The organism is Mesorhizobium sp. M0184, assembly GCF_040322215.1.
Lineage (GTDB): Bacteria > Pseudomonadota > Alphaproteobacteria > Rhizobiales > Rhizobiaceae > Mesorhizobium.
Genome location: NZ_JAMYSZ010000041.1, coordinates 24150 through 45664 on the forward strand (window position 1 = coordinate 24150; position 21515 = coordinate 45664).

General features: G+C 63.8%; 23 protein-coding genes and 1 pseudogene. 10 read left to right on the top strand and 14 right to left on the bottom strand.

The annotated features are described in order from the left end of the window. Positions 1-4: 4 nt before the first annotated feature. Complete coding sequence (locus NKJ23_RS30635; protein ID WP_352684404.1) at positions 5-187, top strand: hypothetical protein; 183 nt, start codon at positions 5-7, stop codon at positions 185-187. Positions 188-399: 212 nt separating this feature from the next. Beyond that, positions 400-687: a hypothetical protein gene (locus NKJ23_RS30640; RefSeq protein ID WP_352449563.1), complete on the top strand. Its 288-nt coding sequence runs from the start codon at positions 400-402 to the stop codon at positions 685-687. Between the two features lie 47 nt (positions 688-734). Here NKJ23_RS30640 and NKJ23_RS30645 read toward each other — a convergent pair whose 3' ends face one another. Genes NKJ23_RS30645 through NKJ23_RS30700 form a run of 12 tightly spaced genes read right to left on the bottom strand, consistent with a single transcriptional unit; the run spans position 735 to position 12606 of the window. Then, a complete protein-coding gene (locus NKJ23_RS30645; RefSeq protein WP_023677081.1) occupies positions 735-989 on the bottom strand; it encodes a cytochrome C oxidase subunit IV family protein in 255 nt (84 codons plus the stop codon). Continuing rightward, on the bottom strand, positions 986-1624 hold the full coding sequence (locus tag NKJ23_RS30650) for a cytochrome c oxidase subunit 3 (protein WP_352684406.1): 639 nt from the start codon (positions 1622-1624) through the stop codon (positions 986-988). Before NKJ23_RS30650 ends, NKJ23_RS30645 begins: the two co-directional genes overlap by 4 nt. Then, positions 1621-3258, bottom strand: a complete 1638-nt coding sequence (gene ctaD / locus NKJ23_RS30655) for a cytochrome c oxidase subunit I (protein ID WP_352684408.1) — start codon at positions 3256-3258, stop codon at positions 1621-1623. Before ctaD ends, NKJ23_RS30650 begins: the two co-directional genes overlap by 4 nt. After that, positions 3255-4226 carry a cytochrome c oxidase subunit II gene (gene coxB, locus NKJ23_RS30660; RefSeq protein ID WP_352684410.1) on the bottom strand — a complete coding sequence of 324 codons (972 nt, stop codon included), beginning with the start codon at positions 4224-4226 and terminating at the stop codon, positions 3255-3257. The genes ctaD and coxB overlap by 4 nt, the downstream gene beginning before the upstream one ends. Beyond that, positions 4223-4972 carry an SCO family protein gene (locus tag NKJ23_RS30665; protein WP_352684412.1) on the bottom strand — a complete coding sequence of 250 codons (750 nt, stop codon included), beginning with the start codon at positions 4970-4972 and terminating at the stop codon, positions 4223-4225. Before NKJ23_RS30665 ends, coxB begins: the two co-directional genes overlap by 4 nt. Next, a complete protein-coding gene (locus tag NKJ23_RS30670) occupies positions 4969-5421 on the bottom strand; it encodes a hypothetical protein (protein ID WP_352684414.1) in 453 nt (150 codons plus the stop codon). The genes NKJ23_RS30665 and NKJ23_RS30670 overlap by 4 nt, the downstream gene beginning before the upstream one ends. Continuing rightward, on the bottom strand, positions 5414-6562 hold the full coding sequence (locus NKJ23_RS30675; protein WP_352684415.1) for a hypothetical protein: 1149 nt from the start codon (positions 6560-6562) through the stop codon (positions 5414-5416). The genes NKJ23_RS30670 and NKJ23_RS30675 overlap by 8 nt, the downstream gene beginning before the upstream one ends. Continuing rightward, complete coding sequence (locus NKJ23_RS30680) at positions 6559-7092, bottom strand: c-type cytochrome (RefSeq protein ID WP_352684437.1); 534 nt, start codon at positions 7090-7092, stop codon at positions 6559-6561. The genes NKJ23_RS30675 and NKJ23_RS30680 overlap by 4 nt, the downstream gene beginning before the upstream one ends. 2 nt (positions 7093-7094) lie before the next feature. Further along, complete coding sequence (locus NKJ23_RS30685; protein WP_352684417.1) at positions 7095-7622, bottom strand: DUF3341 domain-containing protein; 528 nt, start codon at positions 7620-7622, stop codon at positions 7095-7097. Then, positions 7619-8986, bottom strand: a complete 1368-nt coding sequence (gene nrfD, locus NKJ23_RS30690) for an NrfD/PsrC family molybdoenzyme membrane anchor subunit (RefSeq protein ID WP_352684419.1) — start codon at positions 8984-8986, stop codon at positions 7619-7621. Before nrfD ends, NKJ23_RS30685 begins: the two co-directional genes overlap by 4 nt. After that, positions 8979-11966 (bottom strand): TAT-variant-translocated molybdopterin oxidoreductase, encoded by a 2988-nt coding sequence (locus NKJ23_RS30695; RefSeq protein ID WP_352684421.1) that lies wholly within the window; start codon positions 11964-11966, stop codon positions 8979-8981. Before NKJ23_RS30695 ends, nrfD begins: the two co-directional genes overlap by 8 nt. Continuing rightward, entirely contained in the window at positions 11950-12606 is a 657-nt protein-coding gene (locus tag NKJ23_RS30700; RefSeq protein WP_352684423.1) for a cytochrome c3 family protein, read from the bottom strand. The genes NKJ23_RS30695 and NKJ23_RS30700 overlap by 17 nt, the downstream gene beginning before the upstream one ends. Positions 12607-12809: 203 nt before the next feature. Between NKJ23_RS30700 and NKJ23_RS30705 the strand changes: the two genes are divergently transcribed. The 6 genes from NKJ23_RS30705 (at position 12810) to NKJ23_RS30730 (ending at position 17814) form a co-directional block, all read left to right on the top strand. After that, a complete protein-coding gene (locus NKJ23_RS30705) occupies positions 12810-13133 on the top strand; it encodes a hypothetical protein (RefSeq protein ID WP_352684425.1) in 324 nt (107 codons plus the stop codon). A 9-nt stretch (positions 13134-13142) separates the two neighbouring features. Then, a complete protein-coding gene (locus tag NKJ23_RS30710; protein WP_352684427.1) occupies positions 13143-14240 on the top strand; it encodes an FAD-dependent oxidoreductase in 1098 nt (365 codons plus the stop codon). Between the two features lie 62 nt (positions 14241-14302). Continuing rightward, positions 14303-15274, top strand: coding sequence for an SDR family oxidoreductase (locus NKJ23_RS30715; RefSeq protein WP_352684429.1), 972 nt, complete (start codon positions 14303-14305; stop codon positions 15272-15274). Positions 15275-15278: 4 nt separating this feature from the next. Continuing rightward, the gene (locus NKJ23_RS30720) at positions 15279-16994 is read left to right on the top strand and encodes an HAD family hydrolase (RefSeq protein ID WP_352684431.1); all 1716 of its coding nucleotides are present in this window, start codon (positions 15279-15281) and stop codon (positions 16992-16994) included. 201 nt (positions 16995-17195) lie between these two features. Next, positions 17196-17354 carry a peptide ABC transporter permease gene (locus NKJ23_RS30725; RefSeq protein WP_352684433.1) on the top strand — a complete coding sequence of 53 codons (159 nt, stop codon included), beginning with the start codon at positions 17196-17198 and terminating at the stop codon, positions 17352-17354. A gap of 16 nt (positions 17355-17370) precedes the next feature. Then, positions 17371-17814, top strand: coding sequence for a PPC domain-containing DNA-binding protein (locus tag NKJ23_RS30730; RefSeq protein ID WP_023677099.1), 444 nt, complete (start codon positions 17371-17373; stop codon positions 17812-17814). Positions 17815-17824: 10 nt separating this feature from the next. Here the strand turns inward: NKJ23_RS30730 and NKJ23_RS30735 are convergent, their stop codons facing one another. Continuing rightward, on the bottom strand, positions 17825-19087 hold the full coding sequence (locus NKJ23_RS30735; RefSeq protein WP_352449581.1) for a DUF763 domain-containing protein: 1263 nt from the start codon (positions 19085-19087) through the stop codon (positions 17825-17827). Between the two features lie 103 nt (positions 19088-19190). Further along, complete coding sequence (locus tag NKJ23_RS30740) at positions 19191-19895, bottom strand: MgtC/SapB family protein (RefSeq protein WP_031194456.1); 705 nt, start codon at positions 19893-19895, stop codon at positions 19191-19193. 226 nt (positions 19896-20121) lie between these two features. On the opposite strand from NKJ23_RS30740, the gene NKJ23_RS30745 reads away from it, so the two are divergent. Together NKJ23_RS30745 and NKJ23_RS30750 are read left to right on the top strand one after the other, a co-directional pair. After that, positions 20122-20289: a hypothetical protein gene (locus tag NKJ23_RS30745; protein ID WP_352684435.1), complete on the top strand. Its 168-nt coding sequence runs from the start codon at positions 20122-20124 to the stop codon at positions 20287-20289. A gap of 3 nt (positions 20290-20292) precedes the next feature. Further along, positions 20293-21318 (top strand): annotated as a pseudogene (locus NKJ23_RS30750) (ATP-dependent DNA ligase). Positions 21319-21515: the final 197 nt, after the last annotated feature.

Consider the following 21515-nt stretch of genomic DNA (forward strand, 5'->3'; position numbering starts at 1 on the left):
GCCGATGAAGACCACGATATACAGTTTTCTTGCCGAGCTCTTGCCGTTCTGGGTGGCGCATAAACGCAAAATGCGCGTCGACCGCGCCGCTGAGCGGCCGACACGACCGGCTGCTGCCGATGACGATGGTCGGCCGACAAGCGATCCGAATCGAGCAACACCGGCGCGGCGGCGCAACACGTCTTAGGGCGGGATGCTTTCAAATTAGATCTCGCTCCAACTGTCTGGCTAGCCGCATTTCCGCGACGCCGATAATCCGATTTGGCTGCAGAAGCTCTAGCCCCTAGGGCGATCACGCTATCGTCAAGTATCGCTATTCGAAATCCGGCGTTGCCAAGCATCCATTTTGCAGCACGTACGTTAATGTGCACTACAGGGTTGCCGCTATAGGTGCGCGCCATGAGTGACAGTGCGATAGAATTCTTGCAGGACTGGATCCACGAAAACGTTCATGTGCCGCCGCCTCCGATCAAGCTTGAAAGGGAGGCGGAAATCCTCGCCAGGGAATGCAAGGAAGAGGCGGCCGATGCCGGTGTACCCATCGAAGACATCGAGGAAGAGGTTGGCGACCTCAAGGATCTGCTCGTCGCCAAGCTCGAAGACGCAGCCGAGGACGAGGCCCGGCAACTCAATGGCCACGGCCAAAAGATTTCTACGCTGGCGGCCGGGCAAAAGCGGGCCGTATGAGGCCGGTCCGAGCGCAGGCAAGGCATCACGAGGTGCGCCGCTTCGGCCTATTGTCCGATCAGCGTCAGCCCGAACAGGATCATCAGCCAAAACCCGGCAGCAGCGACCGCAAGACGTGGCAGGACGCCGTCGCTGGCCAGATGCATGAACAGGATGGCGATGACGGCGGTCTTGGCCGCGGCGATCACCAGATTGAGTGCCGAATTGAAGCCGCCGAGCGCGAGGAAGGACGAGCCGACGGTCAGGGCCAGCAAGGCTAAAAGCCCGATATAAGCAAGCGTGAGTTTGCGGAACTCGCTCATCTGTTGATCAGATAGAGGACGGGGAACAGGAAGACCCAGACGACATCGACGAAATGCCAATAGAGGCCGATTGCCTGCACGCGCCGGAACCGGCTGGCCTCGATCGTGCGTGGCCACAGCGCAAGGATGCCGCCGATGACGATTACGCCGCAAATCAGATGCAAGGCGTGCAGTGACGTCATCGCGAAATAGAGGCCGAAGAAGAATTCGGCATGAACAGGATCCGGGCCCTTATAGATGAAAGGTGCGCCGAGCACCGGCGCCAGCCCTTCGCCGAATTCCCTGACGTACTCCGTCGCCTTGATCGCCAGGAAGACGACGCCGAGCAGCGCCGTCGCAGCCAGTGCCCATCCGGCGGCGCGCCATCGCCGCGCGGTCGTGTACATGTGGGCGAGTGCCATGGCGAAACTGCTGGTGATCAGGACGACGGTGTTGGCGGTGCCCAATGGCAGCGACAGACGCTTCGCCGCGCCGGCGAAGGCGTCGCCGTAACTCAACCTGGCAAACATGAAGACGAGCAGGATGGCGCCGAACAGCATCACCTCGGAGCCGATGAACACCCACATGGCAAAGCTGTCGGCTGCCGTTTCGCGAGCCGGCCGGTCGAAGGCGATGCTTGTCGTCGGTGACTTCAAACCAGATCCTCCACCGGGTCCGGCCGTTTCTCGGTCAGGCCTTTCATCGGATAGTCGTAGGCTGGTCTGGTGACGGTCGGCATGCGATCGAAATTATGCGCTGGCGGCGGCGAGCTTGTTTGCCATTCCAACCCGGTCGCTCGCCACGGATTGGCCGGCGCCTGCGCGCCTCGAAACAGCGACCATGCCAAGTAGAGGAGCGGCATCAGATAGCCGATCGCCAGCACCACGGCGCCTGCCGATGACAGAATGTGCCAGAAAGCGAATTCCGGCGGATAGGTATGGTAGCGCCGCGGCATGCCCAGAAAGCCGAGCACATATTGCGGAAAAAAGGTCAGGTTGAAGCCGATGAAGGTCACAGCCGCGGCTATACGGCCCCAAACCTCCGAATACATTCGGCCGGTGAGTTTCGGCCACCAGAAATGCAGCCCTGCCATGTAGGCGGTCACCATGCCGCCTACCATGATGTAGTGGAAATGGGCGACGACGAAATAGGTGTCGTGAACGTGGACGTCGATGGCGAGCGCGGCAAGGAAAAGGCCGGCCAGCCCGCCGAAGGTGAACAATGCCAGGAAGAACAGCGCATAAAGCATCGGCGTCTCGAAGCTGATTTCGCCCTTGCGCAGCGTCAGGCTCCAGTTGAAGACCTTTATCGCCGATGGGATCGCGACGCAGAAGGACAGGAACGAAAACACCACGCCGGCATAGGCCGACTGCCCGCTGACGAACATGTGGTGGCCCCAGACGAGAAAGCCGAAGACGGCGATCGCCATCGAAGCCAGGGCGACGGCCTTGTAGCCGAACAGAGGCCGGCGGCTAAAGCAAGGCAGCACTTCCGAGACCACTCCCATGCCTGGCAGGATCATGATGTAGACGGCGGGGTGCGAGTAGAACCAGAACAGATGCTGGAACAGCAGCGGATCGCCGCCGAGGTCGGGATTGAAGATGCCGATGCCGAAGACGCGCTCCAGCACGATGAGGATCAGCGATGCTGCAAGCACCGGCGTCGCCAGCACCATCACCAGGCTGGTGGCGTACAGGGTCCAGACGAAGATCGGCAGCCGGAACCAGGTGAGGCCAGGCGCTCGCAAGGTGTGGACGGTGACGATGAAATTGATGCCGGTCATGATCGTCGAAAAGCCGACGATGAAAACGCCGAATGCCGCGGTCGAGACAAACCCGTTAGCATAGAGCGTCGACAGCGGCGTGTAGAAGGTCCAGCCGGTGTCGACGCCGCCCAAAACCACCGAGGCGAGCGCGAACAGGCTGCCGAACATGAAGACGTACCAGCTTGCCAGGTTGAGCCGGGGAAAGGCGAGGTCGCGCGCGCCGATCATCAGCGGCAGCAGGAAATTGCCGAGCGTTGCCGGGATCGACGGCACCAGGAAGAACCACACCATGATGATGCCGTGCAGCGAAAACAGCCGGTTGTAGACATCGTCGGAGACCAGGTCGCCGGCCGGCGTCGCAAGCTCGATGCGCATCAGCACGGCAAAGGTTCCGCCGAGGAAGAAGAAGGCCGTCAGCGAGACGAAATAGAGCCACGCCACCCGTTTGTGGTCTGTTGTCAGCAGCCAGGAGCGCGGCCCGGCACCTTCTGCGAGATAGCTTGCCGACGCCAAATCGCTGCTCATTGCGGCGCCTCGTTTTTTGCCGCCGGGAACGAGGGAGATTGGAGCGATAGGGATTTGAGATAGGCCATCAGCATCTGCAGTTCGGCTTCGTCAACGAGACCGTCGAGGCTCGGCATCACCGGCTGGTAGCCGGCGGCGATTTCCTTGTTCGGGACAAGGATCGAATCGCGCAGATAGCGTTCGTCGGCGATGACCGTCTGCCGGTTGGCCAACGCCACCGGCTGGCCGAAAACCCCATCGAGGCCGGGCGCCCGCACCTTGCTGAAATTGCCGTGACAGCCGGAGCAGCCGAGCGCGCGGAACAGTTTCCCGCCGCTCGTGGCAAGGCTTTCGCCTTCACCTTGACTGCCGAGCCATGATGCATATTGCTCCGGCGCCAGCACCGTCACCCAGCCGCCCATCTCGGAATGCTGCGTGCCGCAATATTCGGCGCAGAACAGGTGATAACGCCCCGGCTGCGTGGCGATGAACCAGACATTGGCCGTGCGTCCGGGAACGGCATCCTGCTTGACCCGAAAGGCTGGCACGTAGAAGGAGTGGATGACGTCCTGTGATGCCAGCGACACCACCACCGCCTTGCCGACCGGCACGTGCAGCTCGTTGATCTCGCGCTGGCCGCCGGGATGGCGGAATTCCCACATCCATTGCTTGCCGAGGCCGGCGATCTCGACGGCGTCCGGTGGCGGACGGTCGCGCCGGACAAAAAGGACTGCGCCCCAGCCGAAGAAGATGAAGGCCATCACCAGGCTGGCAATGGTCCACGTCATCTCCAGCGGCAGGCTGCGGGCACGCGCCCCGGTACGGTCGGCTGCGGAGCCGATACGATATTTGACGGCGTAGCCGACAACGAGAACGGTCAGGAACAGGCCGAGCGCGACTGCGAAAGCCAGCAATGTGTAGAACAAGGCATCGACGCTGCCTGCGATGGACGAGGCTTCCTGCGGGAAAAACCGGATGCCGAAGCTCACGCCCGCCTCCCGCGCGCCAGCAGTATGGCCGTCGCCAACCCCACCACCATCACGATGCTGGCGAGCTTCAACGCAGCCCAGATCGCCGGCGTATATCGCCCCGTGGACGCATCGAAGCCAGCGCAGAGCAGGAAGAGATGATCGGCGATCGAGCCGAGCCTGCCGGAAGATGCCTCGACAAGGGCAAGTTCAAGATCGCGCGGCGTGAAGCTCAGCGCCGGCAGCACCTGCGCTATCCGGCCTTTTGGCGTCAGCGCGATGACCGCGATCGGATGGGCGAATTGGTCGATCCGGGCGCGGGTGTCGAAACTGATGCCCGCTTCCGCGGCAAGGGCGCCGCCGCCGCCGTCGGCACTGGTCAGGAACCGCCACGCCGACAGGTTCCTCGCGTCGGCCGCCGCGGCGACCGTGGCTTGCGCATCGCCCGCATCTTCGGGCGTATCGGCGGCATCGATCGAGACGAACAAAGCGCGATAGGTGTCGGGGTCGAGCGAGGTCTTTTTCAAATCCGAGGCGACCGCCTGTTGGGTCACACCACAAAGGTTCGGGCATTTGTCGTAGCCGAAAATCAGCAGCGCCGGCCGGCCGGCAAGCATTTGGCCGATCGTGCGCTGCTCGCCGGACGCATCGCGAAACACCCGGTCGAGGCTGAGCTGCGCGCCGATCTCGGGATCGAAGACCGGGCGTGCGAAGGCCATGGCCGGCAGTGCCGCGAGAAGGGAAAAAGCGGTTAGCCAGGCCTTCACGGCCGGCCTCCCTGGCCTGGCGCGGTCCGGCAGCGAGCGGCCTGTGGCGCGCGTGGTATCTCGGCCTCGACCAATCGGCAGTCGGCGCCGGCGGCCTGCGCCGGCTGCCCCCAGTTCGGCAAACCATGGCTGACGATCGCCCACATGGCGTCCTCGATCGGAATGCGGGCAATGCCGGCGGTGCGGTCGACCCAGCCGACCTTGTTCAGCTCCTGCTCCTCCGCCTTGCGGAAGGCAGCGAGGTCGTCTTCCGGAAAGCGCTGCAAGGCTGGACTGGCCCGGTTGTCGACCGATGATGGCCTCGGCAGCGGCCTGAACGGCCTGGTGTCGAAGACGAGCCCGAGGACTATGACTGTTGCGGCCAGGAGCAGCAGCAGGCCGGCCGCGAAGGCAAGCAGCGCGCCCGGCCAGACGTCGCGCGTTTCGGGATGGCGGGCTGCCCTAGCCATGGACCGGCCTCCGGCACCAGAGGGCGATCCGGTCCGGCCGGCCAAGCACGAAAAGCAGCAGCGCAAGCCAGAGGCCGCCAGCTCCTGCCAGCGCGGCAAGATCGTACCAGAATGCGATCACATTACCGTCCGCCAACGGCGGTCTGATCCGCCAAAGGACATCGACGTAGTGGCCAGCCAGCACGATGCCGCAGATCGACAGCAGGCCGGCATGGCTGCGCTTCAGATCCCGGCTGAGCAGCCCGGCAAAGGGGATCGCGAATTGCAGCGCAATCAGCAGCCAGAGCAGATACTGCCAGCCATTGCTGCTGCGGATGAGGTACCAACGGATCTCGTTTGGCAGGTCGCCGCCCCAGGTCACCAGCCATTGCATGAACGACAGGTAGGTCCACAGCAGCACGAAGCCGAACAACATATTGGCCAAATCCTCGCTGAGCGCGACATCCTCCTCGCCGCCCGCCATGACCTCGATCGAGCGGTTAACACACAGTACCGTCATTGCCAGAGCGTAAGCGCCGACGACTTCGGCCGACGCTTCCAGCAACGCATAGATGGTCGAGGAGAACTCCGGCTCGAGCGAGAGCATCCAGTCGATGGCAAAAATCGTCACAGCCAGCCCATGCGCAATCAATCCAGCGGCATAGCCCTTGCCGCGGCCGGCGCTGCCACGGCCGCTATCGGTCGTTGTCCAGTCAAGCACGCGCCACGCCAGCAGCAGCCAGATCGCGGCGCAGGCGGCAAAGCGCAGCAAAAAGAACGGAACGTTCAGATAAGAGAATTTCTGGCGCACCGTCTCGGGCAATGCAGCCGCGTCGGCACTCGCCCAGGGAAAGACCAGGTCGAGCCTGAGCAGAACCGGCAGCAGCAGAAGCAGCGCCAGCGGCAGCGTCGCGACGAGAGCGCGCAGCGGCTGGCGGATTGCCTCGCCCCAGCGGCCGCCGGTCAGCCCATGCACCATCAGGATGGTCAGCGCGCCGAGCGGTAGGCCGAGCAGGAAGAGCGCCGCAGGCAGCCAGCCGGCCAACATGGCTCTGAAGTCGAAGGCCAATCCCGTGGCGCAAAGCACAAGTCCGACGGCGGCCACGGCAAGCGCCGGCAAAATCAAACGTTCGGCGGCAAGCCGCATCATCGCCCGCATCATCGATCCGGCTCCGCATTGAGCTCGGCGCGGAGGCTTTCCGGCAGCTCGGCAATTGGTGCATCGCGCGAATATTGCAGGGCGCGGATATAGGCGACGATCGCCCAGCGGTCGGCAGGCGGGACACGCGCCGCGTAGGAATACATGGCGCCATAGCCGTTGCTGATGACGTCGTAGAAATGCCTGTCGCTCGCCTTGCGCAGCGCGTCCTGATGATAGGTGGGCGGCGCTGGAAAGCCCCGCTCGACGATCATGCCGTGGCCGTCGCCGGCGCGGCCGTGGCAAGGCGAGCAGAAAATGTCGAAGCGCTGCTGGCCTCGCCGCAGCAGCGTCATCGTGACCGGATAGGGAAACGTGTCGGGTACCGGCGAAAGATCGGCATCGCGTGCGACCGTGTCCTCGACCGGCGCCCGCGCCGACATGCGGTCGGCGAACTGGTTGCTGCTTTCGAGCGGATCGTAGCGCGGCTGGTCCTCCATGTCCTGCCGGCAGCCGGCGACCAGCAAGGCTGCCGACAGCAGGATCGTGCGCATGTTCACGCCTCCACCTCCTCGACGGTTTCGGCGCCGAGCCGTGTCAGCTGGCCCTTGGTCACGCCCTTGCGGAACTTCGGATCGGCGGCCTCGACGAGCAGATAGAACTTGCCGCCGCGCGCATAGGTGAAGCTCGTGGCGTTGAAGACCGGGTGGTAATATTCGGGCAGGCGATTGGCGGCCAGCATGCCGAAGAATGCGGCCAGCGCAGCGCCAAGTATCGCGGCCTCGAAGGCGATGACGAGAAAGGCCGGCCAGGAATGCAGCGGCCGGCCGCCGACATTGAGCGGAAAATCGATCGCGACCGAATAGAGGATCAGGCCATAGACAAACACCGCGCCGGCGACGGCACCGCCAAGGATGGCCCATGGCAAGCGCGTCTTGCGCATGCCGAGCATGTCGGCCAGCCCATGCACATGGAACGGCGAGAACGCGTCCATGCGCCGGTAGCCGCGCGCCCGCATGGTGCGGACCGCCTCGGTCAGCGCTTCGGGGTCGGCGAAAGCCGCAATGACGCCGTAAAGGCTCATCTTGCGCCGCCCCTCTCCCCGGCCAGCTCCTCGACCTCGAAAATGGTGATGGCCGGCAGGACGCGGATGAACAGGAAGACCAATGCGAAGAAGGTGCCGATCGAGCCGAACAGGATGCCGAAGTCGAGCCACCTCAGTGATTGTTCGCCCCAGGACGACGGCAGGTAATCGCGGCTTGGCCCGGTGACGACGATGACGTAGCGCTCGATCCACATGCCGACATTGATGATCAGGGCAATGGCGAACAGCACCGCCATGTTGAGGCGCACCCGCCGGAACCAGAGCAATTGCAAAACAGCGCCGTTGCAGGCGAGCATGGTCCAGAACAGCGGCGCATAAGGTCCGAAGGCGCGCTGCCACATCATCGTGCGCTCATAGGTTTCGCCCGAATACCAGGCGAAGAAAGCCTCGGAGGCATAGCCGTAGATGACGATCATGCCGGCGGCGATCATCAGCTTGGCGGCATTGTCCATGTGCCGCAGCGTGATCAGATCCTGGACCGAAAACGCCCAGCGCAGCGGGATGGCGATGGTAAGCACCATGGCGAAGCCGGACAGCAGCGCGCCGGCAACGAAATAGGGAGGAAAGATAGTCGAATGGAAGCCCAGCGTGATGGCGAAGGTGAAGTCGAGCGCGACGATCGAATGCACCGAGACGACCAGCGGCGTGGCCAGTGCCGCCATCAGGAAATAGACCGTCTGGTAGCGCGCCCACTGAAAGGCCGAACCGCGCCAGCCGAGCGCCAGTATCCCGTAGAACAGCTGCGCCGGGCGCGATTTCGCCCGGTCGCGCAGGACGGCGAGATCGGGCAGCAGGCCCATATACCAGAACATCAGCGAAACGCTGGCATAGGTGGCGATCGCCGCGAAATCCCAGACCAGTGGGCTGCGCCATTGCGGCCAATGCATATGCGTGTTGGGTAGCGGCAGCAGCCAGTAGAAGAACCACGGGCGGCCGAGATGCAGGATCGGGAAAAGCCCCGCCATCGCCACGGCAAACAGCGTCATCGCCTCGGCAAAGCGGTTGATCGAGGCGCGCCATGGTTGGCGCAGAAGCAGAAGCACCGCCGAGATCAGCGTGCCGGCATGGCCGATGCCAATCCACCAGACGAAATTGCCAATCATCGTGCCCCAGACAACCGGAATGTTGACGCCATAGGCGCCAACGCCGACCGAGATCAGATAGGTAATCGAATAGAGAAAGATGAGGACGAAGACGAAGCAGGCGAAAAACGCGGTCCAGAAATAGCGCGGCAGCCTGCCGTCGAGGACGATCGCACTGATACGGCCGCTGATCTCCGGAAGGTCGTGCCGGCCGCGCAGAACGGGCAGTGCGCCCGGTTTTCCAGCAATAGCCTCAGCCATCGGCTTTCCCGCCTTGCGAGAGACGGCCGTTGATATTCCTGATCTTGCCGAGATAGGTGGTGCGGGGTCGCGTGTTGAGGTCCTCGAGCAAGGCGTAGTGTTGCGGCGCTGCTTTTTCCTGCACGACAGCGGCGCCCTTGCTGTTGAGGTCCCCGAAAACGATCGCCTGTGTCGGGCAGGCCTGCTGACAGGCGGTCACCACTTCGCCGTCGGCGATGTGGCGGTTTTCGATCTGCGCCTTGATGCGTTTTTCGGAAATGCGCTGGACGCAGTAGGTGCATTTTTCCATCACACCGCGCGAACGGACGCTGACGTCTGGATTGTGCGCGGCCTGTTCCGGTCCGGCCGCATCCTTGTCGAATTCCTGGAAGTCCAGGAAGTTGAAGCGCCGCACCTTGTAGGGGCAGTTCTGCGAGCAGTAGCGCGTGCCGATGCAGCGGTTGTAGACCTGCGCGTTCAGCCCGTCATGGGTGTGGGTGGTGGCGTTGACCGGACAGACGACCTCGCACGGCGCCTTCTCGCAATGCATGCAAGGCACCGGCTGGAAAAAGACGTCGGGATCGTCGAGCGGGCCGGAGTAGTAGCGGTCGATCCGCAGCCAATGCATCTCATGGCCGAGTTCCGACTCGTCCGGCCCGACGGTGGCGATGTTGTTTTCCGCCTGGCAGGCAGAAACGCAAGCCATGCAGCCGATGCATGCCGACTGGTCGATCGACATGCCCCAGGCTTCCTGGCTGTATTGCCAGTCGGGATAGAGCGATCCGCTTGGCGCGGGCGGGGCGCCGTCGCGCACGAAGTGTGGATTTTTGCGGAAGGCCTCGAGCGAGGCATGGCGAACGATCGCCCTGCCCTCCATCGCCTGATGGTGTTGCGTGGTGATGACCCGCGCACTGCCGTCCCGCGGCGCGACCGTGGCGCCATAGACGATCCAGGGAGCCTCGACGCTTCGCAGCCTGTACGCGTCGTGGCCGTCGGCGAGTGCTGCCACCGAACCGAGCTTCCGGCCGAAGCCCAGAGCAAGTGTCACGGTCTCGTCGGGATGGCCAGGCATGATCCAGACCGGCGCATCGATGTCCGTGCCGTTCGAGGCGATATTGACGACCCGGGCGTTTTCCACCTGAAGCCGCCCCGCCGTCGCTGGCGACATCAGCGCTGCATTGCCCCAGACGATCTTGCTCAGTGGCCGCGGCAATTCCTGCAGCCAGGACGAGTTGGCATTGCGTCCGTCGCGCAGCCAGGGATCGGCGACGAAACGGATTTCGACGCCTTTGGCCGCTTCGACGCGCGGGTTCAGGCCGCGCAAATCCGCCGGCATCGCAACATCGACTGGAGCGCTGGCACTGCCGGATACAAAGCCGTCGCGAAGCGCCTTTCGCCACGCGGGATCGTCCATTGGTTGCGCCCAAGTCGTTTGTGCCCATGTCCGGCGGACGAGCGGCAGCGCAGAAACAGCTAATTCACCGCCAAGCACGGCCAGGATTTCATGCACCGCCCGCCCCTGGTAAAGCGGCCTGATCAGCGGCTGCACGATCGACGCGGTTCCGTCATGGGCGCGCAGGTCACTCCAACTCTCGAGATCATGCGCAGCAGGGACATGCCAGTGTGCGACGAAGGCGGTTTCGTCGCGGTAGAGACCCCAGTGGACAAGAAGCTTCAGCTGCGAAAACACGTCGCGGACATCGAACCCCGCAGGTGCGGTGTGGAGAGGATTGGCGCCGAGTATGACAACGGTGTCGATATCTCGCGCGACGATCGCCTGGCAAAGTGCAGCGAGGTCGCCCTCGATGGGCATCGCGTCGGGCGGCTCGATCAGTTCCACGGTGTTGCCAAGCGCACCAAGCCGCGCATTCATGGCAAGAGCCGCGGCATGGACGAACGGTGTTTGATGGGCGCCCGGCACGATCAGCGCCGAGCGGCCGGCCGCCTTCAGGTCGTCCGCAGTGGCAGCCAACCAGGCCGGGTCCAGTGCCAAGGCGCTTGGCGCCGCTTCGCCGCCAAGCACCGCGCTCAGCGCCGCGGCGACGGCTTCGACCTCGCTCGGCCGCACCGGCCTGCGGTGATCGGCGGCAGCGCCGGTGATCGTCGGCGTCGATTCCACCGCATAGACCCGGCTCATCGTATCGTCCGCCCGGCGCACGCGACGCCGCGCGACAAAGTCACGGGCGTAGGCGAGACGGCCGGGGCCCTCGCCCAGGAAATCCGCGTCGAGACTGACAATCGCGTCGGCGCGATCGAACCGGTAGACCGGTGCAAGCGCCCTGCCGAAAAGGGTCTGCGTGGCTTCGGCGCCGGACGGCGTTGCCAGGGGATCATGCCGGAACAGCCTCAGCCTGGGGTAGCGCGCGCGCAGCGCCTCAAGCTGCGCCTTCATGGTGGGCGAGGTCGTCGCCTCGATCAGCAGCGCCGCGCCGGCACCGCCTGAGCCGGCCAGCCGCGAGGTGAGCTCGGCCATGTCGGCAAGGAAGTCGCCATAGGCCGCCGGTTCGCCGCGTTTCAGCGGCATGCGCGAGCGATCGGGGTCGAAAAGCGACAGCACCGCCGCCTGCATGATGGCGTCCGTCGCACCGCGCGAGGCCGGATGGTCGGGATTGCCTTCCACCTTGGTCGGCCGGCCCTCATGGCTTTCGACCACCGCACCGATACCGTAGCCATCGCTCGAAAGCGTGGTCGCGTAATAAAGCGGCTTGCCGGGAACGATGTTTTCCGGCTGGCGGATATAAGGCAGGATGTCTTCGGCCCGGCTGCAGGCGGCAAGCCCGGCCAGCGTCAGCGATGCACCCATCAGCTTCAGCAGCGTGCGCCGGTCGAGCCACGGGATGCGCTCGGCGATCGAGGGAAATTCGGCATCGACGAAGCGGCGGAATTCCGGCGTATCGGCGAGCTCGTCGAGGCTTCGCCACAGCTCCGGGCCGGGCGAAAGCCGTTCGCGCAGGCCGGCCATGTCTGGAGCCGCGATCGGTTTGTCAGCGGTGGCAGACATAACAGTCGGTCATGGTCTCGGGGTGGATATCGAGAAGGCTGATGAGTGACCGGCGGATTTCGGCGATGCCGGCCGGTGACTTCCAGTGCATCAGGAACACGTCCTGCGGCGGACGCAAATTAGGCTGGGGATCGCGATGGCATGCCAGGCACCATTCCATCGATAGTGCGTGCGCCCGCCGCATCAGCGGCATGTCGTCGACCTCGCCATGGCACGTCTCGCAGGCGACGCCTTTAGCGATATGGATCGAATGATTGAAATAGACGAAGTCGGGGACACTGTTCACCCGCTGCCACTGCAATGGCTGCCCGGAAGCAAGGCTTGCCCGTATCGGCGCCAGCATGTCCGCGTTGGTGAACAGCTGCGAATGGCAGGTCATGCACACCTCGGTCGCCGGCAGACCCGCCGATGACGCGGTCTCGACGCCGCTATGGCAATAACGGCAATCGAGGCCGAGCTCGCCGACATGGTGCCTGTGGCTGAACGGCACTGGTTGCGCCAACGGCCGGCCAACGCCGGTGACGAAGTCCGAACGCAGGATGGCGGTGCCGCCGAGAGCCGCAAAGATCACCATGAAACACGCGCCCCACAGAGCGAAGCGTGAAATGCCGTTGGCGCTCCTTGAAAAGACCTGCGGCATTCCCTCGCCGATTTCGCATCCAGCAAACCGTATTCACCCCCCAAAACCCCCTAACTGCGGCTGCGTGGGTAAGTTCCGGCTGGGGCAGCGGAGATCACAGAATGGTTACCCCGCCCTGGCCCATCAGGTCGGGCTGACCGGAAACCATCGAACCCTCCATACGTTCGGATGAGGTCACGTTCTGTTTCACCCGGATAAGCATCATGACCATCCCCCACCCCCATCCCATTCGCCGCCGGTCCGGCGTTGCCTTCTGGTGGACGATGTTCGTCGGCGCGCTGCTGACGATCCTCGGCCTGCCGATCGGAGGGGGCGGTGCCTGGCTGATCGCGCTGGGCGGATCCTGGTACTATCTGCCCGCCGGGATCGCCCTGCTGGCCGCCGGCAGCCTGCTGCTTGCCGGCAATGCCGCCGGTGTATGGCTTTACGTCCTGATCTGGCTGGCGACCCTTGCACCCGGCGGCCACCATTTCATGGAGACCAGGATCGGCGACGACATCATTGCCTACGCACTGCCAAAAAGCTGACGCCGGACGATGACGGCTTCGCGGGACGCTTCCATCCTGATCGTCGGCGCCGGCCCGACCGGGCTGACGACGGCACTCGAACTGGCAAGGCGCGGCATTGCACCTCGCATCATCGACCGCAAGGAAGGCCCGACGCCGCTCGCCAAGGCGGTCGGCATCAGTTCGCACAGCCTCGACATCCTTGAACCGTCCAAAGTCGCTGCCCGGTTGCTCGCCGAAGGATTGAAAACTCGCCGAGCCCGTTTCTACTTCGAAGGACGAGCGCTCGGCGAGATCGATTTCTCGATCCTGCCGCACCGCCATAATTTCCTGCTGTCGCTGCCGCAGCGCGACACCGAATCGCTGATGACCGATACGCTCAAGGGATTTGGCATCGACGTCGAATGGCGAAGCACATTTGTCGGCATGGCCGAGCACAAAGGCCGGGCCGAGGTGCGGATCGAGGCGCCAGACGGCCGTGACGAGGCAAGTTTCGACCTTGTCTTCGGAGCCGACGGTGCGCAAAGCACGGTGCGTGATGCCATGGGCATCGGCTTCGATGGCTACAGGCATCGGCGGCAATGGAGCATTGCCGACGCCGACATCGACGATTGGCCCTATGAGCCGATGGCCGCCCACGCATTTCTTCACAGGAACGGCGACGTCGGTTTCGTCATCCCGATCGGCGAGAAGCGCTATCGCGCGGTCTCCAACACCGAGGATGCGCTGGCCCGCATCCCCGGCAATTACCGGATCACGCGGTTGTTGCGGACCGACCGCTTCCATATTCCGGTGCGACAGGCACCGCGTTATCAAACCGCATGCGCCTTCCTGGGAGGCGATGCCGCGCATGTGCATTCGCCGCTGGGCGCGCGCGGCATGAATTTCGGCATCGAGGACGCCGCGTCATTCGCCAGGCGTTTCGTCGAAGGCACGCTTGCCGGCTACACAAGCGAACGCCACCCGGTGGGGCAACGGTGGATCACGCTCAGCGAGCGCATCCTCTCGCTGGCCCAATCGGACAACGGCATCATGCAAGGCGTCAGGAACGCGGCCTTCAGCGTCGTCGGCCACCTGCCGCTGCTGCAACGGCCGCTGCTGGAGCGTGTCGCTAGGCTCAAGGAATGACGTGGTCGCATAAACCTTTTCGGCGGACACGCGTTGTTGGTTTTCAAGCCAGGGAGATGACCATGCAGATGAAATCGGAAATCGCCGGCGAGGCCGCCAAGCAACGGCACATCCAGCGCCGGATCGACGAGAAGGACAAGTCCAAATCCAATGGCAGGCAAAAAGGCGCCATGCAGGCCGGTGCCCGCAAATATCCCGAGCCGCCCTTCCCCGAGCAGCACCAGCCGAAGCCGGGGCATGAATGGGCGATCGAGCCGGCGCCGCTTTACGATGCGCCGTACTATATCGGATCGAAAAAGCTCGACGGCAAAGTGGCCGTCATTACCGGCGGCGATTCAGGCATCGGCCGTGCGGTGGCCGTGCTCTATGCGCGTGAAGGCGCCGATGTGGCGATCGTCTATCTCTCGGAGGATAGGGACGCCAAAGATACCAAAAGGGCCGTCGAAGCGGAAGGCCGGCGCTGCATCCTGATCAAGGCCGACGTCAGCGAACGCAACCACTGCCACAACGCGGTGGCTGAGATCGTGCAGGAGTTTGGGCGGATCGACGTGCTGGTCAACAACGCCGCTTTCCAGATCCACTCCAGCGATTTCAGCGAGCTGACCGAGGAGCATTTCGACACGACGCTGAAGACCAACCTCTACGGCTATTTCCACATGGCGCAGGAGGCCGTGCCGCACATGAAACCCGGTTCGGCGATCATCAATACCGGTTCAGTGACCGGCATCGAGGGCTCGAAGCAACTGGTCGATTACTCCATGACCAAGGGCGGCATTCATGCCTTCACCCGCGCGCTCTCGGGCAACCTTGTCGAGAAGGGCATAAGGGTCAACGCCGTGGCGCCAGGCCCGGTTTGGACGCCGCTCAATCCGTCGGACAAGGAAGCTGGCGACGTTTCGCGGTTTGGCGCGGACACGCCGATGAAACGGCCGGCACAACCGGAAGAGATCGCGCCAGCCTATGTGTTCCTCGCCTCGCCGCACTGCTCGAGCTACATCACCGGCGAGATATTGCCGATCGTGGGCGGTTACTGACGACATGTATTTCATCGCCCTGGCCACGGACTATGACGGCACGCTGGCGCATGAGGGGATCGTCGCCGAAAAGACGCTTGCGGCGCTCGAGCGTTTCAAGAAGAGCGGCCGCAAACTCATTCTCGTCACCGGGCGCGAGCTGCCCGACCTCAAGCGCGTCTTTCCCGAAGTCGCGATCTTCGACAAGGTCGTCGCGGAAAACGGCGCACTGGTCTACACGCCGGCCAGCGAGGAGGAGCGGGCGATATCTCCGCCGCCCGCCCCCGAGTTCATCGCCAAACTCAGGAAACGCGGTGTCAAACCGCTTTCGGTCGGACGCTCGATCGTCGCAACCTGGGAACCGCATCAGGCTACCGCGCTCGAGGCCATCAAGAAATTGGGGCTGGAGCTGGAAATCATCTTCAACAAGGGCGCGGTGATGATCCTGCCCAGCGGCATCAACAAGGCGACCGGGCTGACAGCCGCGCTTCAGGACCTCAGATTGTCGCCGCACAACGTCGTCGGTGTCGGCGACGCCGAAAACGACCACGCCTTCCTGCGCGCCTGCGGCTTCAGCGTCGCCGTCGACAACGCGCTGCCGGCAGTCAAGGATACGGCGGATCTCGTGACACGCGGCGCGCGCGGAAAAGGCGTCGAGGAACTGATCGCCAAGGTGGTCGAGCGCGATCGCGAGCTTGTGTCGAACCGCGACGGCATTCTGCTTGGCTCGGAGGATGGCAAGGAGGTGTATCTGTCGCCAACCGATACGGTGCTGATCGCCGGCAGCTCCGGCATCGGCAAATCGACCCTGGCGACCGCACTGACGGAGCGCTTCGTCGAGAGAAAGTTCCAGTTCTGCATCTTCGATCCGGAAGGCGACTATGACGGCCTCGAAGGCGCCGTCCGGCTGGGCGACGGCTCGAACGCGCCGACGAAGACGCAGTTGCTCGATCTCCTGGAGAAGCCGGACAACAATCTGGTCGTCAATGGCCTGGCGCTGCGCGTCAACGAGCGGCCGGACTTCTTTGCCGACCTGCTGCCGGGCCTTGGCGGCGTTCGCTTCCGCACGGCACGACCACACTGGCTGATCATCGACGAGGCGCATCACCTCTTGCCGAAGCGGCGCGACGACACGCCAATGGTGCTGGCCATGGAATTGCCGGGCACGATCCTGATCACGGTTCATCCGGACGCGATCTCAACCGAGGCATTGCGGCTGGTCACCGCCGTCATCGCACTCGGCCCCAAGGCGAAAAAGGTCATCAAGACGTTCTGTCACGAGACCGGCACCGAACCGCCAAAGGACAAGGACCTGAACTCTCCAAAAGACGAGCGCGTGCTGTTCTGGCGGCCGCAGGCGCGCAAGAAACCTGCCATGGTCGAGCCGATCGAACCGCGACAGTCGCTCAAGCGCCACAGCCGCAAATATGCCGAGGGCCAGCTGGACGAGAAGGGCAGCTTCTATTTCCGCGGCCCCGACAATGCGATGAACCTCCGCGCCCATAATCTGATGATTTTCGCCCAGATCGCCGAGGGCATCGACGACAGGACCTGGGAACATCATTTGCGCGCCGGCGACTATTCCGAATGGTTTCGCCACCAGATCAGGGACAAGGAACTGGCGCGCGAAACCGCCGAAGCGGAGAAAGACGGCACACTTTCGGCGCAGGAGAGCCGCAACCACGTCCTGGACGCGGTGCGCCGCCGCTATACCGCGCCCGCGACCGCGCCGAAGGAATAGATGCAAACGGCGCCCAGCCGGTCCCAAGCCGGCTGGGTTCACCTCGTGGTCGATCTCCGTCCCGCCTCGGCAGACGGCCGAGTCCCAGTCGGTTCCAACCGTCGATGGTCCATCGTGGAACCTCATCCGCCAAACGAGATTGTGTTCTATCGGGCGCCAGATCTATTCAATGCTGAATAATTGCCCGAAAGGAGATGATGGATGAGCAACGACCGGGACAAGGATGGTCCTGTCTTTTCAGCGGAACAGGCGCGGCAGGGCGAGATCATCCTGCGGACGCGGGCGCCGGATCATTTTCATCGCCGGCCTAGTGGGTCTCGTCTTGCTGGCATTGCTGGTGTGGTGGATTTGAATTCCTGACGGCTGGAGCGAAATCATGAAATCACAGCTTGTTGCCGAAAGCGCCGGACAGAGAACGTTCGTCGTTGTGCTTGATCCCGGCGAAGAGGCGTTTGCGCAGCTGACGTCATTTGCGGTCGACCGTGGCGTCGGCGGCGCGTCGCTGACCGCGCTCGGCGCTTTCGAAAGCGCAACCGTCGGCTGGTTCGACCCTGGAGAAAGGACCTACCGGAAAATCCCCGTCCGGGAACAGTGTGAAGTGCTGAGCGCGATCGGCGATGTTGCCATCGGCGACGACGGCAGGCCCAGCCTGCACGTCCACGCAGTCCTTGGATTGAGTGACGGCACCACGAGGGGCGGTCATCTGCTGGACGGCATCGTGCGGCCGACGCTCGAGGTCACATTGGTGGAGACGCCTGGCCATCTGCGCCGCAGGCACCGTCCCGAACTCGGCGTCGCCCTGATCGACTTGGAGGCTTGATCCGAGCCGATCACTTCGTTGATTTGACTGCGGCCGTTTCGGGTACGACCTCCCAACCGAAGACGCTGCGGCCGCCGAGCAGATGCGATTGCTCGAACTCCCCGGCGACGATTTCCTTCAGGCTTGGGCCGGTGACATAGCGCTCGACCTGCCTCGACTGGTCGTCCAGCCGCCGCAACGCGCCGATCTCTTCGTCACGGCCGAGCCTGGCCTTCTGGACAGCCGACTTCAGCACGCCGATCGTCTCGTCATAGACCTTCAGCGGCACGGGAAACGGGTGCCTGTCCTTACCGCCATGCGCCAGCGAGAAACGGCCTGGATCGGAAAAACGGCACGGCGCGCCATGCACGACTTCGGCGACCAGCGCCAGCGCCCGCACCGTGCGCGCGCCGACATTGGGCACGAGGAGAAGCCCGGCGAAATCTGTCGGGCCGCGCTCGGCCGCCGCCGCGATGTTGCCGTGCAGGCGGCGCATGACGACATCGCTTTCGCGCACATCGTGGTGCGCCGGCATCACCAGATGCGGCAGCAGCTTTTGTGCCGGCTCCGGCGCTGGCGCCGAACCCCGCTCCAAAGCGGCAAGCTCCCTCACGATGCGATCCGGTCCAAGGTCGTGCAGAAGGTCCAGTTGTCCCTGGCGCGACGCTTCAGCGCGCCGGTCGGTCAGGTTGACGATCTCGCCCTGGTTGGCGCCCTCGATGGCAGCATGCGGCTGGTCGACAAAGCTCTTCAGGCCTTCGGACAGCCAGTGATAGCGGCGCGCCACCTTGCTGTCGCCGTTCATGCCCTGCTGCACCACCACCCACTTGCCGTCGTCGGTGACGATAAAGCCGTGCAGATAGAGATCGAAACCGTCCTGGACCGCGGCGCTGTCCACCTTGGCGACAAGCCGGCTGGCAGTCGCGAGGCCTTGCCCGTCGAGGCCGACACGCTCGCCGATCAGGGCAAGCTCGTGCGGGGTCTTGCGCGAATGCGCGCCGCGGCCGCCGCAAACGTGGATGCCGAGTTCGCCGGAAAGCGGCGACAGGCCGCGCTTCAAGGCACCGACGACGCTGGTGGTGATGCCGGAAGAGTGCCAGTCCATCCCCATTACGGCGCCAAAGGACTGGAACCAGAACGGATGCGCCAGCCGGCGCAGCAACTCATCGCGGCCGTAATGGTGGATGATCGCCTCGCACATGACCGCGCCAAGCCGCGTCATGCGGTCGCCGAGCCATTTCGGCACGCGTCCGCCGTGAAGTGGAAGATCAGCACTTCCCGATCGCTGTGCCACGGTCTTTTGCTTGCTCCTTGAGTCCTGCCTCGACAGATAGGTATCGAAAGGGGTGTGGAGAAGCTATGGCCTGATTCAGGCCGCGATCGTTGCAAGCCGCCAGCTAGCGGGCAGGTTCGCTGAGGAGATCAAACTTCTGGATCTCGCAATGCTCGCCCACCGATGCCAGCAGATCCATTGGCGGTGCGCCAGTGTCCGGCCGCCTCCAACTGATCTCGAACGAGAACACAGGGTCCTTGAGATCTGGGCGCCTCTCTATTGCGACGAGGCGTGCCTGGTAGCCAAGCGGCCCGATGAGCGCATCGAGCTCCTGTCGAGCCGCGGCCTTCCACGTCAGTGCCAACTGGGCATGGTGTTCGCGCGACATTCGAAGGTCCACCCATTTCAGGACCAGCAAGGTGGCCAGCGTCAGCGCCGTGCCGGCCGCGCCCAAGCCGTATTGGCCACCACCGAAAGCCAATCCGATCGCCGTCATCACCCACAACGTGGCCGCCGTGGTGACGCCGCTGACAAGATTGCCGCGGCGAAGAATGGCGCCACCGCCGATAAAGCCGACGCCGGTCAACACGCCCAGCGGAAAGCGCAAGACGTCCATCGATGCAAACGAATCCGGGTGCTTGCCAACGGTCTCGAGCAGAATACTGGCCTGGATCATTGTGATGGCGGCGGCCAATCCGACCAGCACGGTGGTGCGTAGCCCCGCCGCGTGCCCGCGCGCCTCGCGGTTGAGGCCTATCAACAGGCCGGCGAGCGCGGTCAGAAGCAGTCGTGCCGCGATGTCCTGCCAGACCGGAACAACGAGGAGCATCGCGGTCACCCGTCAGGCCAAGCGCTGCTGGCCAAGAATAGCGCCAGGGTCAAAGCGAACAAGGGCAAGAGCGTCTTCATCGCAAATTCTTTTCGTCGATAAGCAACAAACGATGCGCTTGGATTTTGGTTGCGCCGCCGACGATCCACCCCGGCGATGGGCAGCGGCGGAACAAAACCTTCGGCCTGCGGGTTGGTGGGTTCACGCCAACGAAGGATTTGCAGTCATGGTCCGCTTGCTGCTTGCCGGAGCCGTCGCTTATCTGGCCTATCGCATCACCAAGGAGATCGGTGGGTCCGACGAGGTCGATCCGCGGTCGTCTTCACCCGACCAAACCGGCCGCAAGGTGCCGAGGCGGGAAAGCGGGGCGCAGGGGAATGGCCGACGGCGGTAGCGAATGCCTCAGCGGCGGCGCGGACCAGCCATGACCGCATTTCCGTTGCCGCTCGACCTTCGTCCGATGGAAGCCAAAGCCGCCGACGCAATTCCTGGCGGCGACGGGCTTTGGCAGTACGAACCGAAATGGGACGGGTTTCGCTGCCTCGTGTTCAAGGGCGACGATGCCGTCGATCTGCGTGCAAAATCGGGCAAGCCGCTTGGCCGCTATTTTCCCGAACTGGTCGCGGTGCTGCGCGATGTGAGGTCGCGACAGTTTGTGGTCGACGGCGAGATCATCATCGAGGTCGACGGATCGACTTCATTCGAGGCCCTGCAAATGCGCCTCCATCCCGCCGAAAGCAGGATCCGCAAGTTGAGCCTCGAGACGCCTGCCATGCTGGTCCTGTTCGACATGCTGGCCGAACCCGGCGGCGGGATCATCATCGAAGAGCCTCTCACCACCAGGAGGCAGGCGATCGAGGCCTTTGTCGCGTCGGCGGCACGGCCCGAACTGCACCTGTCCAAATATACGCACGACGCCGCTGCCGCCGAGCGCTGGCTGCAAGGCGCCGGCCATGGCTCGACCGACGGTGTCGTTGCAAAACTGATCGCCGGGCCATACCGGCCCGGCGAGCGCGCCATGGTCAAGGTCAAGCGGCTGCGCACTGCGGATTGTGTGGTCGGCGGCTTTCGCTATCTCGCCGGCAGCAACGAAGTCGGATCCCTGCTGCTCGGCCTCTACAACAACGAAGGCAGGCTGGACCATGTCGGGTTCACCTCGACCATCGGCAAGGACGACCGGGCGGCGCTGACCAGGCGGCTGGAAAAACTGCGGGCCTAACCGGGTTTCACCGGCAAGGCGCCCGGCGGGCCAAGCCGCTGGAGCACGGAGCGCAGCGGACAATGGGAGCCGATAAAGCCTGAACTGGTGGTCGAGGTTCGTTTCGACCATGTGACAGGCGACCGGTTCCGGCACGGAACCAAGCTGTTGCGCTGGCGGCCGGACAAGGAGCCCCGGCAATGCACGTTCGAGCAGATCGAGTAAGTCCGTCCCGAGGCACCGATTCAAGCTCTTGCTGCCCCGTTCTGCCGACGACGACGGAACCAATGCAGAATTCGCTGGTTCGCCGCACTAGCCGAGGCCCCGCCACCCAATGCCCAGGCGCGGGGGGGGGTGTGGTAGGTGAAGAGGGGTGTTGAGAAGGTGTAGTTTACACAACTGACGCAGCCCCACCTCATAAG